The organism is Streptomyces sp. NPDC042371, assembly GCF_056437465.1.
This window is the reverse complement of record NZ_JBWKAP010000012.1, coordinates 90,987-106,113: the sequence shown is the minus strand read 5'-3', so window position 1 is coordinate 106,113 and position 15,127 is coordinate 90,987. Positions and strand designations below refer to the sequence as shown.

General features: G+C 71.6%; 12 protein-coding genes and 1 pseudogene. 11 read left to right on the top strand and 2 right to left on the bottom strand.

What is annotated here, in order from left to right; genetic code table 11:
- Nucleotides 1-63: 63 nt before the first annotated feature.
- Entirely contained in the window at nucleotides 64-1,164 is a 1,101-nt protein-coding gene (locus AC068B_RS31910) for an alpha-hydroxy acid oxidase (protein ID WP_478675012.1), read from the bottom strand.
- 1 nt (nucleotide 1,165) lies between these two features.
- Nucleotides 1,166-2,284: a 4-hydroxyphenylpyruvate dioxygenase gene (gene hppD / locus AC068B_RS31905; RefSeq protein ID WP_478675011.1), complete on the bottom strand. Its 1,119-nt coding sequence runs from the start codon at nucleotides 2,282-2,284 to the stop codon at nucleotides 1,166-1,168.
- A 225-nt stretch (nucleotides 2,285-2,509) separates the two neighbouring features.
- On the opposite strand from hppD, the gene AC068B_RS31900 reads away from it, so the two are divergent.
- From AC068B_RS31900 to AC068B_RS31850, 11 genes and pseudogenes are all read left to right on the top strand, one after another.
- Complete coding sequence (locus tag AC068B_RS31900) at nucleotides 2,510-3,676, top strand: prephenate dehydrogenase (RefSeq protein ID WP_478675010.1); 1,167 nt, start codon at nucleotides 2,510-2,512, stop codon at nucleotides 3,674-3,676.
- 167 nt (nucleotides 3,677-3,843) lie between these two features.
- Nucleotides 3,844-4,692 (top strand): annotated as a pseudogene (locus AC068B_RS31895) (alpha-hydroxy acid oxidase); the annotation flags it as partial.
- Between the two features lie 6 nt (nucleotides 4,693-4,698).
- Nucleotides 4,699-6,093 carry an aminotransferase-like domain-containing protein gene (locus tag AC068B_RS31890; RefSeq protein ID WP_478675111.1) on the top strand — a complete coding sequence of 465 codons (1,395 nt, stop codon included), beginning with the start codon at nucleotides 4,699-4,701 and terminating at the stop codon, nucleotides 6,091-6,093.
- A gap of 123 nt (nucleotides 6,094-6,216) precedes the next feature.
- Nucleotides 6,217-7,362, top strand: a complete 1,146-nt coding sequence (gene dpgA / locus AC068B_RS31885; RefSeq protein WP_478675009.1) for a 3,5-dihydroxyphenylacetyl-CoA synthase DpgA — start codon at nucleotides 6,217-6,219, stop codon at nucleotides 7,360-7,362.
- Nucleotides 7,363-7,410: 48 nt separating this feature from the next.
- Nucleotides 7,411-8,085: an enoyl-CoA-hydratase DpgB gene (gene dpgB / locus AC068B_RS31880; protein WP_478675008.1), complete on the top strand. Its 675-nt coding sequence runs from the start codon at nucleotides 7,411-7,413 to the stop codon at nucleotides 8,083-8,085.
- Entirely contained in the window at nucleotides 8,082-9,428 is a 1,347-nt protein-coding gene (dpgC, locus tag AC068B_RS31875; protein WP_478675007.1) for a (3,5-dihydroxyphenyl)acetyl-CoA 1,2-dioxygenase DpgC, read from the top strand. The genes dpgB and dpgC overlap by 4 nt, the downstream gene beginning before the upstream one ends.
- 12 nt (nucleotides 9,429-9,440) lie before the next feature.
- Entirely contained in the window at nucleotides 9,441-10,262 is an 822-nt protein-coding gene (locus AC068B_RS31870; RefSeq protein ID WP_478675006.1) for an alpha/beta fold hydrolase, read from the top strand.
- A gap of 97 nt (nucleotides 10,263-10,359) precedes the next feature.
- Nucleotides 10,360-10,584: an MbtH family protein gene (locus AC068B_RS31865; protein WP_356267385.1), complete on the top strand. Its 225-nt coding sequence runs from the start codon at nucleotides 10,360-10,362 to the stop codon at nucleotides 10,582-10,584.
- A gap of 47 nt (nucleotides 10,585-10,631) precedes the next feature.
- On the top strand, nucleotides 10,632-12,773 hold the full coding sequence (locus AC068B_RS31860; RefSeq protein WP_478675110.1) for an ABC transporter ATP-binding protein: 2,142 nt from the start codon (nucleotides 10,632-10,634) through the stop codon (nucleotides 12,771-12,773).
- Nucleotides 12,774-12,967: 194 nt separating this feature from the next.
- Nucleotides 12,968-13,621, top strand: coding sequence for a response regulator transcription factor (locus AC068B_RS31855; protein WP_478675005.1), 654 nt, complete (start codon nucleotides 12,968-12,970; stop codon nucleotides 13,619-13,621).
- Between the two features lie 34 nt (nucleotides 13,622-13,655).
- Entirely contained in the window at nucleotides 13,656-14,963 is a 1,308-nt protein-coding gene (locus AC068B_RS31850) for a sensor histidine kinase (protein WP_478675004.1), read from the top strand.
- Nucleotides 14,964-15,127: the final 164 nt, after the last annotated feature.

Sequence of the window (15,127 nt, the reverse complement as noted above, 5' to 3'; positions counted from 1 at the left end):
AGCGAATGCAAAAGACCGGTGCGGACCCGGCTCCTGAATTCCCTGGGGACGCGTGAATTCGTCTCAGCCGTCGCGCCGCACCGTGCGCAGTTCCCGCGCGGCGGCCACATCCGCGCAACCGGCGAGGCCCAAGGCGTCCCGGAACTCGTCCGCCAGCAGGTCGAGGACCCGCCGCACCCCGCTCTCGCCGCCCACGGCGAGACCCCAGAGCGCGGGCCTGCCCACCAGGACGCCGGACGCGCCGAGGGCAAGCGCCCTGAGCACGTCCGTACCGCTGCGGACCCCGCTGTCCAGCAGGACCTCGCAGTTCCCTGCCGTCGCCGCCACCACCTCCGGCAGCGCGTCGACGCTCGGGACGGCGCCGTCCAACTGGCGGCCGCCGTGGTTGGACACCACCACGGCGTCCACCCCGCACTCGACGGCGCGCCCGGCGTCCTCGGCCGCGAGGACCCCCTTCAGCGCGAGCGGCAGCCGGGTGCGCTCCCGCAGCGCCGCCACCGACGACCACGTCAGAGCGGGGGAGAACGCCGCCTCGGTGTGCGCGGCCAGCGCGGACGCGGCATCGGAGGGCTGCCGGTGGGCCGCGGTCGGGCCCGCCGCGAGGTGCGCGGCGCGCACCTGTTCCGGCAGCGCGAACCGATTGCGCACGTCGCGCAGGCGCCGCCCCATCCACGGCACGTCTACCGTGAGCATGATGGCTTCCGCACCCGCGTCCTCGGCCCGGCGGACCAGGTCGAGGGAGCGCCCTGGCTCCCGCAGCCAGTAGAGCTGGAACCAGACGGATCCGCCGATCGCGGTGAGCCGTTCGACGGGGACGCTGCTGAGGGTGCTCGCGGTGAACGGCGCCCCTGCCGCCTTCGCCGCCCGGGCGGCGGCCAGCTCCCCCTCGGGGTGCAGCAGCCGCTGGTAGGCGACCGGCGCGACCGCGAGGGGCAGCCGGGCCGGACGCCCGAGCAGCGTGGTGCCCGTCGAGCACCGCGACACGTCCCGGAGGACGCGCGGGACGACGAAGACCCGGTCCAGGGCCGCGCGGTTGGCGTCGAGCGTCACCTCGGCGCCGCTGCCCCCCGCCACGAAGTCGCGGACGGCGGCGGGCAGCACCGAGGCGGCGGCGCGTTCGGCGTCGGCCAGGCAGTGGAGGTCCTCGATGCTGTCCGTCCGCACGCTAGCGCTGGTCGAATCCACGCTGCTTGGTCCGCTCCAGCTCCACGGCCTCGTACAGCGCCTTGATGTTCGCGCTGCCGAAGGTCGCGGCCCCCTGGCGCTCGATGACCTCGAAGAACAGGGTCTTCCGCGGGTGGGTCGAGGCGGTGAAGATCTGGAAGAGCCGCCCGTCGTGGTCCTCGTCCGCGAGCACGTGCGTCGAGCGAAGGTCGGCCAGCCGCTCCTCGCCGAGCGCCACGCGCCGGCCGAGCAGGTCGTAGTACGACGACGGGGTGCGCAGGAACGAGACGCCGCGCTCGGACAGGGTCCGCACCGAAGCCACCGCGTCCCGCGAGGAGAACGCCAGGTGCTGGACGCCCGCGCCCTGGTGGCCCTTGAGGAACTCGTCGATCTGGCCCGTGGCGGCCGAGGTGTCGGGCTCGATGAGGGTCAGGGTCACCGTGCCGGACCGGCTCTGCACGACCTTCGACTCCATGGCCTGTGTGCCGACGACGATGTGTTCCTCGAAGACGAACCGGAAGCCCAGGGCGTCGCGGTAGTACGCGACCATCGCGTCGAGGTCGCCCGCGGGCAGGCAGACCGCGACGTGGTCGAGCTCCAACAGGCCCACCGCGTCCGGCTGTTCGGTGTTCGAGCCCGTGCTCTCCACCGGCACGTGGCCCACCGGAAGTCCGGCGCCCTCGTCGGGGCCGCGCCGGACGAGTGTGTGGACCAGGTCCCCGAATCCGCGGAGCGACGCGGACACGGCGGGACGGTCGTTCGTCCGCGGCTGCGGATGGCGGTGCGCCACGGCGCCGCGCGCGAGCGCCGCATGGAAGGCGGCCTCCGGGTCGGCGGTGCGCAGGGCGATGTCCGCGATGCCGTCCCCGTGCGTCATCACGTACGCGGACGCGGGATGCAGCTCGGACGTCGCCTGCGTCAGGACGAGCGTGATCTGCCCGTGCCGCACGGTGATGCCGCGGTGCTCCGCCGAGGCGCTGGTGCCGACCACCGTGAAGGCGTACCGGTCGGTCCAGTGGGCGGCTGCCGCGTCCACGTCCTCGACGTACATCTCCACGTAGTCGATGGAGAGATCGGCGAGCGGATCCGTTGATTCTGCTGATTCCGATAAATCCCTCATGAGTGTCTCCAGATCCGGAGATAAATGAGCTTCTGGACTCTACGATCCGATCTCGCATCTGGCTATCTGCGATATGGACGCCGGATTTGGTGTCCAAGGATTGACTGTCCAAGCAGGGCACTGTCCAAGAAGTCGACGGGAAAATGGAGGGTGCGATCCCGCCCGTAAAATCGACGGGCCTTTCCGTTTATGGTCGGTGGCCTTTCGAACGGGGGATGACTAGTGATGCGCACCATGGCCGTCATCGGTACGGGCCTGATCGGCACCTCCGTCGCGCTGGCGGTGAGCCGACGGGGCGTGACGGTGTTCCTGTCCGACCGCGATGCCGCGGCGGCCCGCACGGCCGCCGCCCTCGGCGCCGGACTGGTGAGCGCACCGGCGGCACCGGTGGACCTGGCCGTGATCGCCGTCCCGCCCAGCCAGGTGGGCGCCGTGCTCGCCGAGGCGCAGGAGCGCGGGCTCGCCGACAGCTACACCGACGTGGCGTCCGTGAAGGCCGAGCCGGAGCGGGCCGCCCTGAGCCGCGCCCCCGACCCGCACCGCTACGTCGGCGGGCATCCGCTGGCGGGCCGGGAGCGCTCGGGCCCGCTCGCGGCCCGTGCCGACCTCTTCCGGGGCCGCAACTGGGTGCTCACCCCTTCCCGGCTGAGCTCGGACGTCGCCTTCGACCGGGCTCTGGAACTGGTCGCCCTGTGTGAGGCCGTCCCGATCGTGATGCGCAGTCAGGACCACGACGCCGCGGTCGCCGTGACCTCCCACGTGCCGCATCTGATGGCCAGTCTGATGGCCGCAAGGCTGCGCGAGGGCCCGGCGGACCTGCCGAGCCTCGCCGGGCAGGGCCTGCGCGACGCCACCCGGATCGCGGGCGGCGACTCGCGGCTGTGGGGCGACATCCTCCAGGCCAACGCCCCGGCGATCGCCGGGGTCCTGAAGGATCTGCACACGGACCTCTCCCGCCTCGTACCTGCCCTGGACGCGCTGGCCAGGCCCGGCGGCAGCGAGCGCGACCTCGGCATGCGCACCCTCGTGGACCTGCTCGACCGGGGCATCTCCGGCCTCGCGGAGATCCCGGACGCCAGGCCCGGCGCCTCACCCGGCGACCCGCGGGTGCGGGTCGCCGTCGCGGACCGTCCCGGAGAACTGGCGCGGCTGCTGGCCGCCGTGGCCGATCTGGGGGTCGCCGCGGACGACGCCTGTGTCGAGGGCGCGGACGGGTCTTCGTTCGCCGTACGCTTCGGCGTACCGCCGCGCACCGCCGACCGGCTCGTGGCCGCACTCGATGCCGGGGGCTGGGATGTCGTACGGGAACAAGGCGGCGAACGGGGCGGCGAACAGGGCCTCGGTGGCGCGACGCTCGCGGGCACGGTCCGATCCGGCCGTCGCCCACAGTGACCACCGACGGGCATGTTCAAGCGTGTCCGTGCGTGTCCGCGCATGTCCGTGCCTGTCCAAGTGTGCGTATCGGCCGGTTGGACGCGTTGGTGGACCGTCGAGAACCGTGTGACTCTGAGCGACGGATGACCCTTTCCCGATAACTTCCGGACGCCTGGGAGACATTCATGCCGGAACAGACGGCCGAAGGACCCGAACACTCCGTGGCCGAAGGCGGCGCATCGGCCGCGAACCGCGAGGCGTTCGAACGCAGGGGACTGCGGCAGGGCGGCAGGGGGACCCCCGGGCCGCCCGACACCACCGTGAAGATCCTCGACCGCGTCTGGTCGGCGCCACTCGTCGTCGGGCCGCTCTCCGCACCCGCCAGGCCCGGCGGCGAACTCGCCGTCGTCCGCTCCGCGGGCGCGGCCCAACTGCCCTGCCTGGTCGGCGCCTTCGCCGAACGGACCTTCGCCGAGCTCGGCTCCGCCACCGACGTCCCGCCCTGGCTGCGCACCTACGCCTTCCAGGACCACGACACCGGGCGACAGCTCGCCGCACGCGCCGAGGACGCCGGGTTCGGGGCCGTACTCCTCGCGCTCGGCAGCCGCGACGACGTCCGCCTGAAGGTCGCAGCCCCCGCCAACCTGGCGCGGAACGAGCCGCTGAGCGACGTACGGAACCTCCTCGACGCTCACGCCGACTGGGCCGACGTGGACCGCCTGCGCGCCGCCACCGCCCTGCCGCTGCTCGTCGCCGGAGTGCGCACCGCGACCGACGCGCAGCGCGCCCTGGACAGCGGCGCCGACGGCATCGTGGTCACCTCCCTCGACGCGCTCCCCGGGATCGCGGAGACCCTGGCGGGCCGCTGCCCCGTCCTGCTGAGCGGCGGCATCCGGCGCGGCGCCGACGTGCTGACCGCGGTCGCCTCCGGCGCCGACGCGGTGTTCGCGGGTCGCCCGGTCCTGCACGGGCTGCGGGCCGGGGGGCGCGCGGGAGTGGCCGAGGTGCTGGACGCCCTCGTCCGGGAACTGGGGGAGGCGATGACGTTCACCGGCACCGCCACGGTCGCGGACATCGGCCCCGGCCTGGTCCGCACCGGGCCCCGCCCGGCGGACGCGGCGCCGCCGCCCGTCGCGCGGCCGCTGCGCAGGGCCGAACTGCACGCCAGCGTGTCCGACCCGGTCCTGGACACGATGACGTTCCTCAACGAGATCACCACCCGCTACCCCGAGGCGATCTCCTTCGCGCCGGGGCGCCCCTACGACGGCTTCTTCGACAGCGAGCAGATCTTCACCCATCTGCGCCGCTACCTGAACCACCTCGCGGAGCAGGGGAGTTCACCTCAGCAGGTGCGCACCGCCATGTACCAGTACGGGCCCACCGCGGGCCTGATCCGCGAGATCATCGCCGACGCGCTGCGCGCCGACGAGAACATCGACGTACCGGCCGAGTCCATCGTGGTGACGGTCGGCGCGCAGGAGGCCATGCTCCTCGTGCTGCGCGCCCTGATCACCGGCCCCGACGACGTGCTCCTGGTGTCCAGCCCCTGCTACGTGGGCATCACCGGCGCCGCCCGTCTGCTGGACGTCGCCGTGACCCCCGTGGAGGAGCGGGAGGACGGCGTGTCCTGCGCGGACCTGGAGGCGGCGATCAGGAACGAGCGGGCCCGCGGACGCAGGCCCCGTGCCTTCTACGTCGTCCCCGACCACTCGAACCCGTCCGGGACCACCATGGGGCCGCAGGCACGCGCGGACCTCCTCGAACTCGCCGCCCGGCACGGCATCCTGATCCTGGAGGACAGCCCCTACCGTCTGGTCAGCCCGGGCCCGCCGCTGCCGACGCTGAAGTCCCAGGACCGCGCGCACTCGGTCGTCCACATCGGCTCCTTCTCCAAGACGGTGTTCCCCGGGGCCCGCGTCGGCTTCGTGGTCGCCGACCAGCCCGTCGCCGACGATTCGGGCCGCACCGGCCTGCTCGCGGACGACCTCGCCAAGATCAAGAGCATGGTGACGGTCAACACCTCGTCACTCAGCCAGGCAGCCGTGGCGGGCACGCTCCTCGCGGCCGACGGCAAGGTCTCCGAGCTCAACAAGGCGGCGTCCGCGTACTACGGCGACGCCATGCGGGCCACGCTCAGGGAGCTCGACGCACACCTGCCCGCGGAGCGGCGGGAGGCCCTGGGGGTGCGGTGGAACGAACCCACCGGAGGCTTCTTCCTCACCCTGCGGGTGCCCTTCCGCGCGGACAACGCCGCGTTGATCCGCTCGGCACAGGGCTTCGGCGTCATCTGGACGCCGATGACGTACTTCCATCCTGGCGGTGGCGGCCTGCACGGCATCCGCCTGTCGACCAGCTATCTGACGCCCGCCCAGATCAAGGAGGGCGCCGCGCGGCTCGTGCGGTTCATCGAGTCCGAGAGCGCGCGCACCACCTGACGACACCTCGACCGAAGAGAACGACACCTCGACCTCGACCGAAGAAGGGGACAGGGCCGTGACCGGCACCAGCGCCATGCAGCATCCGCGCAGCAAACCACGCATGTGGGGGTGGACCTTCCGATGACCACTGACCTCGCACCGCCCGGTATACCCGGCATAGTCGACGAAGTCCGGACGTCAGCGGCCACCGCCACCGCGGTCACCCGCCCCCGCATCGTCGGAGTGGGCACGGCCGTGACCGCCGCGTCCTACTCTCAGCAGGAGGTGCTCGACGCCTTCGGCATCACCGACCCCAAAGTGCGCTCGGTCTTCCTCAACAGCGCGATCGAGCGCCGCAACCTCGCCCTTCCGGCGGAGGACGGCCACGGCGTCCGCACCCCCGAGCCCCAGGGCGACCTGCTCGACAAACACAAGGCACTGGCCCTGGAGATGGGCGGCGAGGCCCTGCGCGCCTGCCTGAAGGAAGCCGGGGCCGAACTCTCCGACCTCCGCCACCTGTGCTGCGTGACCTCCACCGGGCTGCTCGTGCCCGGCATCAGCGCCCTGCTCATCCGCGAACTGGGGATCGACCGCCACTGCTCGAGGACCGACATCGTCGGCATGGGCTGCAACGCGGGCCTCAACGCCCTGGGTGTGGTGGCGGGCTGGTCCACGGCCCACCCCGGCGAACTCGCCGTCGTGCTCTGCGTTGAGGCGTGCTCCGCGGCCTACACGATGGACTCGACGATGCGGACGGCGGTCGTGAACAGCCTGTTCGGCGACGGGGCGGCGGCCGTGGCGCTGCTGGCGGGGGACGCCCCCGCTCTTGCCCTGGCGAAGGACGAGGCCCCTTCCGTCCTGAAGTTCGCCAGCTGCGTCATCCCCGAAGCGGTCGACGCCATGCGCTACGACTGGGACCGCACCCAGAGCAGGTTCAGCTTCTTCCTCGACCCGCAGATCCCGTACGTGGTGGGCGCGCACGCCGAACTGGTCGTCGACCGGCTGCTGACGGGCACCGGCCTGCGCAGGAGCGACATCCGGCACTGGCTGGTGCACTCCGGGGGCAAGAAGGTGATCGACGCGGTCGTGGTCAACCTCGGACTGACCCGCCACGACGTGCGCCACACCGTCGGTGTGCTGCGCGACCACGGGAACGTGTCCAGCGGCTCGTTCCTGTTCTCGTACGAACGTCTCCTCGAAGAGGGCGTCACACGGCCCGGCGAGTACGGAGTGCTCATGACCATGGGCCCGGGCTCCACGATCGAGACGGCGCTGATCCGATGGTGAGGACCGACCGATGGTGAGGACGGACCGATGGTGAGGACGGAAGGGATCATGGAACCGGGACCTCTGTACGCACTGGAGCTCGACGGCTCCGAGCCGCTGTCGGCCGCGGCCGTCAAGGCGGTCGGCGCCCTCTGCGACCGGACCGAGGACAGGGGAGGCCGCCCCGTCGTGGCCGTCCACGTCACCGGCGCGCCGGACGGCGACTGGGCCGAAGGCCTCGACATCATGCTGGTCACCAAGTGGGAGCGGGCGCTGCGCCGCCTGGAGCGGCTGCCCGTGGCGACGGTCGCGGTGGCCCGCGGCGACTGCGGCGGGACCGCCCTCGAAGCCTTCCTGGCCGCCGACGTCCGCGTCGCGGCCCCGGACACCCGGCTGCTGCTCCCGCGCGACGCGACCGCGACCTGGCCCGGCATGGCGGGCTACCGCCTGGTCCGGCTCGCCGGTGTCGCCCGGATCCGCAAGGCGCTCCTGTTCGGGCGTCCGGTCGAGGCCGCCGAGGCACTGGTGCTCGGCATCGTGGACGAGCTGACGGACGATCCCGCGGCCGCGGTGGCGGCCGTGTCCGAGCTCGGCGGCGGGGTGTCCGGCAAAGAGGTCGCGATCCGGCGGCAGTTGATGTTCGACGCCGCGACCACCGGCTTCGAGGACGCGCTCGGCGCGCACCTCGCGGCCTGCGACCGCGCCCTGCGGCAGGGCGCGGGACCGGAGGTGGCGGCCTCATGACGGCGGTCCTGCCGGGGCAGCGGCACACGACCGAGCCCCGGCGCGTCTCCGTACGGGACCTCTGGTCCGATCTCGTCACGTCGTCCGGCGCCCCGGCCCGCGTCGAGGAACTGGTGGCCGCGCTGCCGGAGCCGCCTTCGCGCACTCCCGAGCAGCGCGCCGCGATCGCCGAGGCGAAGGACGCGGCGCGCGCACTGCGGGTCGCCTTCCTCGACGCGTCCGTGGACGCCGTGTACGACCGGCTGACCGCGGGCCGCGCCGAGTCCCCGCGCATCGACGCGCTCTTGGCCGCCGCCGCCGTCGAGTTCCCGGGCCTGGTGCCCGACGCGGGCCTGCTCGCGGCCGAGCGGAGCAAACCGCAGGCGGCCAAGGAGGGACACGAGATCGACCAGGGCATCTTCGTGCGGGCCGTGCTCCGTTCGGCGGCCGCGGGACCCCACCTGCTCGACGCCATGCTCCGGCCCACTCCCCGCGCCCTGGGACTCCTGGACGAGTTCGCCCGTACCGGCGTGGTGCAGATGGAGTCGGTGCGCGTCGAGCGGGGCGAGGACGGCGTGGCACGCCTGACCATGTGTCGGGACGACCGCCTGAACGCCGAGGACGTCCGTCAGGTCGACGACATGGAGACCGCCGTCGACCTCGCGCTGCTCGACCCGGCCGTCCGGGTCGGGCTGGTGCGCGGCGGGGAGATGAGCCATCCGCGCCATCGCGGGCGACGCGTGTTCAGCGCGGGCATCGACCTCAAGAGCCTCAGCTCCGGAGACATCCCGCTGGTCGGCTTCCTGCTGCGCCGCGAGCTCGGCTACCTCCAGAAGCTCGTGCGCGGCATCCGGACCGACCACCCCGGGCAGTGGCACTCACCCTTCGTGGAGAAGCCGTGGGTCGCCGCCGTCGACGGATTCGCCATCGGGGGCGGCACCCAGATCCTGCTGGTCTGCGATCACGTGCTCGCCGCATCCGACGCCTACCTCAGCCTCCCCGCGGCGAAGGAGGGGATCATCCCCGGCGTCGCCAACTTCCGGTTCGGCCGGTACGTGGGGCCGCGCCTCTCCCGCCAGGTCATCCTGGAGGGCCGCAGGATCAGGGCGGCCGAGCCCGACGCGCGGCTGCTCGTCGACGAGGTCGTGGAGCCCGAGGAGATGGACGCCGCCGTCGAGGCGAGCCTGGCGCGGCTCGACGGGGAGGCGGTGCTCGCCAACCGGCGGATGCTGAACCTCGCGGAGGAGCCGCCCGACGCGTTCCGGGCGTACATGGCGGAGTTCGCGCTCCAACAGGCCCTCCGCGTCTACGGCCAGGACGTCATCGACAAGGTCGGCCGGTTCGCCGCGACACCGCGAGGGTGAGGGGACGCCTCGATGCCGATCGCCCGGATCAACGGGACCCGCCTCGGCTACGACGAGTACGGCACCGGCGAGCCGGTCGTCATGGTCACAGGGACCGGCGCCCCCGGCCGCATGTGGCGGACCCACCAGGTGCCCGCCCTCACCGTCGCGGGCTACCGCGTGATCACCCTCGACAACCGGGGCATCCCGCCCAGCGATCCGTGCCCCGAAGGGTTCACGCTCGCCGACATGGTCGCGGACCTCGCGGGGCTCATCGAGCACCTGGGGGAAGGGACGTGCAGGGTCGTGGGCTACTCGCTCGGTGCGATAGCGGTCCAGGAACTCCTGCTCGCCCGCCCCGACCTCGTCCACCAGGCCGTCCTGATGGCGACGAGCGGCCGCACCGACGCCCTGACCGCCGCGATGACCGCCGCCGACCTGGAACTCAGCGACGCCGGAGGTAAACTCCCGCCCCGCTTCGCCGCCTACGTACAGGCCCTGCAGAACCTCTCCCCGCGCACCCTCAACGACGAGGAGCGCCTGCGGGACTGGCTGGCCGTCTTCGAGATGTCGGCCGTGGACGTCACGGGCGTACGCGGCCAGCTCGGGCTCCAGCTCGTCCCCGACCGCCTGACCGCGTACCGGGGCATCACCAGCCGTTGTCTGGTCATCGGATTCCAGGACGACCTCGTCATCCGCCCGCACCTGTCCCGCGAGGTCGCGGAGAGCATTCCAGGCTCCATCTACACGGAGATCCCGGGCTGTGGCCACTACGGATATCTGGAGAGGCCCACCGCGGTGAATTCCGCGATCACCGGATTCTTCGCGGGACGACCTCTTCAAATTCCACGGTGAACGGCACGCTTTCTGGACGGACTTGTCGGCCACTGAACCGCACGGCTAGCGTGAAACACGTCCTGCCGACTGCCGACGGAAATTGATCGGAGTGGTTATGCCGAACCCGTTCGACGACGAAAACGGCACCTTCCTGGTTCTCGTCAACGACGAGAACCAGCATTCGCTGTGGCCCGCCTTCGCCGAAGTCCCGGAAGGGTGGAAGGCCGTGTTCGGCGAAGACACCCGCAAGGCCTGCCTGGACTACATCGAGGAGAACTGGACGGACATGCGTCCCAAGAGTCTCATCGATGAGATGGAGAAGTTCGAAGCCGCCGGCTAGGCACTGCCCGACCGAAACGACAACGAAAACAGGAGGTTTTCGTGGCCATGATCGGCGGCCCGGGGCCGGTACTGATGCGGGGGATGGGTCCCGACGAGGCGGTGACCAAGCAGAAAATCAAGCCTGGCACGGCCAAGCGAATCCTCCCCTATACGAAACCGTATCGCTTCAACATAGGCGTCCTCCTGGTCGTCACCGTGCTCAACGCATGCAACGTGGTGGCCACTCCCATTCTCTTCAAGTACCTCATCGACGACGGCATCGTCGGCAAGGACACCTCGGTGGTCGTGTGGATCTCCGTGGCGGTCGCTGTCCTCGCCCTGGTGAGCACCGTCTTCGGCTTCGCCGAGGCCTGGTACTCGGGCCGGGTCAGTGAGGGTCTCATCTACGACCTGCGCACCAAGATCTTCGACCACGTGCAGCGACAGCCGCTTGCGTTCTTCACCCGCGCCCAGACCGGGTCCCTCGTCAGCCGCCTCAATACCGACGTCGTCGGCGCCCAACAGGCGGTCACGGCACTGCTGTCCACGGTGGTCTCCGCCGGGCTGACCCTGCTGCTGGTCCTCGGCGCGATGTTCTACCTCTCCTGGGTGGTCACCCTGGTCTCCCTCGTGGTGATCCCGCTCTTCATCCTGCCGGGCCGCATCGTGGGCCGCAGGCTGCAGCGGATCATGCGCGAGCACATGCAGGTCAACGCCGAGGTCGGCTCGTTCATGAACGAGCGCTTCAACGTCACCGGCGCCCTGCTGGCCAAGCTGTACGGCCGCCCCGCCAACGAGACGGGCATGTTCTCCCGGCTGGCCCGCAAGGGACGCGACCTGGGCGTTCTGACCTCCGTCTACGGGAAGATGCTCTTCCTGACGATGACGCTCGTCGGCGCCATCGCCACCGCCCTCGTGTACGGCATCGGCGGCTCCCTCGTCATCGAGGGCACGTTCCAGATCGGCACCCTGGTGGCGCTCGCGACCCTGCTCACGCGGCTGATGGGCCCGATCAACCAGCTCTCCAGCGCCCAGACGAGCGTACTGACGGCCCTGGTCAGCTTCGACCGGCTCTTCGAGATCCTCGACCTGAAGCCGCTGATCTCCGAGAAGCCGAACGCGGTGCCCCTGCCTGTCGCCTCGGCCACGGCGGCCGCCGACGGCAGCCGCACGGCACCGGAGGTCACCTTCGAGGGCGTCTCGTTCCGCTACCCGAAGGCCGCGGACGTCTCGCTCGCCTCCCTGGAGTCCATCGCCCTGCCCACGCAGGAGCGCATCCAGAACACCTGGACCCTGCGCGACCTGACCTTCACGGTCCCCGCGGGCAAACTCACCGCCCTGGTCGGCCCGTCGGGCGCGGGCAAGACCACCATCACCCACCTGGTGCCGCGCCTCTACGACCCGGTCGAGGGCGTCATCCGGATCGGCGGCCACGACATCCGTGACGTCACCCTGCAGTCGCTGAACGACACCGTCGGCATGGTCACGCAGGACGCGCACCTCTTCCACGCGACCATCCGCGACAACCTCACCTACGCCCGTCCCGACGCCACCGAGCAGGAACTGATCGACGCGTGCAGGGCGGCGCAGATCTGGGACCTGATCGAATCGCTGCCCGACGGTTTCGACACCGTGGTCGGCGACCGCGGCTACCGCTTCTCCGGCGGCGAGAAGCAGCGCGTCGCGATGGCCCGGCTGCTGCTCAAGGCCCCGCCCATCGTCGTACTCGACGAGGCCACCGCGCACCTCGACTCGGAGTCCGAGGCGGCACTCCAACGGGCCCTGAAAACCGCCCTGAAGGGCCGCACCTCGCTGGTCATCGCCCACCGCCTGTCCACCATCAGGGACGCCGACCAGATCCTGGTCATCGACAAGGGCCGGGTCCAGGAGCGCGGCACGCACGAGGAACTCATGCAACTGGAGGGCGCGTACGCGGAGTTGTACCGCACGCAGTTCTCCCGTCAGCCCTCCGACAACGGCGACGCCCCGGTTCCCGAGCCGGTCGGCGGCCCGCACGGCCCGGGACCCGTCCTGACCGGCGGCCCCGGCGGACCGATGCCGGGCGGCCCGCACGGCGCCTTCCCCGGCGGACCGGGCGTCTTCCTGGCCGGTCCCGGTGGGCCTGGTGGACCCGGGGGCCCGGGCCCAGGACCGGGCGGCCACCACGGCCCCGGACCGGGCGGCCCACCGCCTCCCGGCCACGGCTGAGTCGAGCCCTCCCCTCCCACGGCATCCGCGACGCGGCACCCCGCGTCGCGGATGCCGTTCCGCCGCGCCGGTCCCGTCCGGACGCCCCGCCGGTACGCTGAGAGCCTGTCTTTGAACCGGGGCGGCGGGCTGTGACCACTGTGTGACCCCCGCTCGGAGATCCTGTCAGCCATGATCCATCGGGGGGTGGGGCTGTGAGGGTGCTGGTGGTCGAGGACCAGGCCGAACTGGCGGATTCCGTGGCCAGAGTGCTGCGCAGGGAAGGCATGGCCGTCGACGTCGTCTACGACGGAGAGGGCGCGCTGGAGCGCGCGTCGGTCGTCGACTACGACGTGGTGGTGCTCGACCGCGACCTCCCCACCGTGCACGGCGACGAGGTCTGCGGGGCCCTGATGGCGGAGCCCGCCCGCACGAGAGTCCTCATGCTCACCGCGTCCGGGACCATCGCGGACCGCGTGGAAGGGCTCAGCCTCGGCGCCGACGACTACCTTCCCAAACCCTTCGCGTACGCCGAACTGGTCGCGCGCATCCGGGCGGTGGCCCGCCGCGCCCAGCCTGCCGTCCCGCCGATCCTCGTCCACGGCGACCTGCGGCTCGACCCCGCCCAGCGGCTCGCGACCCGGGCCGGGCAGCGACTGGCCCTCACCCCCAAGGAGTTCGCGGTCCTCGAATACCTGCTGGCCGCGCGCGGCCGCGTCGTCTCCGCCGAGGAGCTCCTGGAGCGGGTGTGGGACGAGGCGACCGATCCGTTCACGACGACGGTCAAGGCGACCATCAACAGGCTGCGGCCGAAGCTCGGTTCCCCACCGGTGATCGAGACCGTGCCCCGCGGCGGATACCGGATCTGACGATGTGAGATGTGAGATGGGAAGCGAGATGCCGATGCGTCTGCGTAGCGCGGCCCGCGCCGCCCTGTCCCGAGCCGGAATCGTCACCCGCCTCGTGCCCCGACGGGTCCGCATGCGGCTCACCCTGCTCTACGGCCTGCTGTTCGTCATCTCCGGCGCCGTCCTGCTCACCATCACCTACCTGCTGGTCAACCGCCCCACCAACACGGTCCTCGTCAGCCGCCGCGGAGGCTCGGGCTCACCCGGCGACGCGGGCGTCCACATGTACACGGGCGACGAGATGCCGGGGTCGGTCGACAGCTTCGCGCGCGCCCAGCAACAGCAGGCCGTACGCCAGCACGCCGCCGAGATGCAGCACCTGCTGACCCAGTCGGGCATCGCCCTGGCGATCATGGCGGTGCTCGCCATAGGCCTCGGCTGGCTGGTCGCGGGGCGGGTACTGCGCCCCCTGCGCACCATCACCACCACCGTCCAGCGCATCTCCGCGCACAACGTGCACGAACGGCTCGCTGTCGAAGGCCCCGGCGACGAACTCAAGGACCTGGCCGACACCGTCGACGGCCTCCTCGGACGCCTCGAAGCGGCCCTGGACTCCCACAAACGGTTCGTGGCCAACGCGGCGCACGAACTGCGCACCCCCCTGACCGTGGAACACGCGCTCCTGGAGGAGTCCCTGATAGACCGCGACGCCACCGTGGACTCCTTCCGCTCCAACTTCGAGCGCCTCCTGACCCTCAGCGAACAGCAGGCCCGCCTCCTGGAGTCGCTCCTGACCCTCTCCGGCAGCGAACGCGGCCTCGACCGCAGAGAGCCCCTGGACCTGGCCGAGCTGACCGGCAACGTATTGCTCGGCACCCGCCAGGAGGCCGAGCGCCGGGAGCTGCGCGTCGAAGCGCACGTCGCCCCCGCCTGCATCTGGGGCGACGACGCCCTCGTCGAACGCCTCGTCGCCAACCTCGTGGACAACGCCATGGGGTACAACGTGCCCGACGGGTGGGTCACGGTCGTGACCGGCATCCGGGGCGGCCACGCCTTCGTGCGCGTCGCCAACACGGGCCCGCAGATCCCGCCCGCGGGAGTGAGCCGTCTCTTCGAGCCGTTCCAGCGCATCGGCCGGACCGCCGACAACGGACACCACGGCCTGGGCCTGTCCATCGTCCGCTCCATCGCCGCGGCCCACGAGGCGACCCTGAACGCGCACGCACGGCCACAGGGCGGACTAGTCGTGGAAGTGGGCTTCCCCCTCCGCACGACGACAGCCCCACTGCCCCACCCACCCGCGGTACCGGCCGCCGCACCACGCGCCACCGGCCCCCGCCCCCTGAGCACCGCACCGGAATAGGAATACCCGGCAATGCCCACCGCGGACGGTCGCGCCCATTCCCCCCGCGGCCCTAGCATCTAATTCTCCGTGCACGGCCGTGCGCAATTTCCAGTGCCTGCCTTCCGGCACGCCAGAGCGCGCGTGCCCGTCCCTCCGTCCAAGTGCGAAAACTGCGCGGTTGG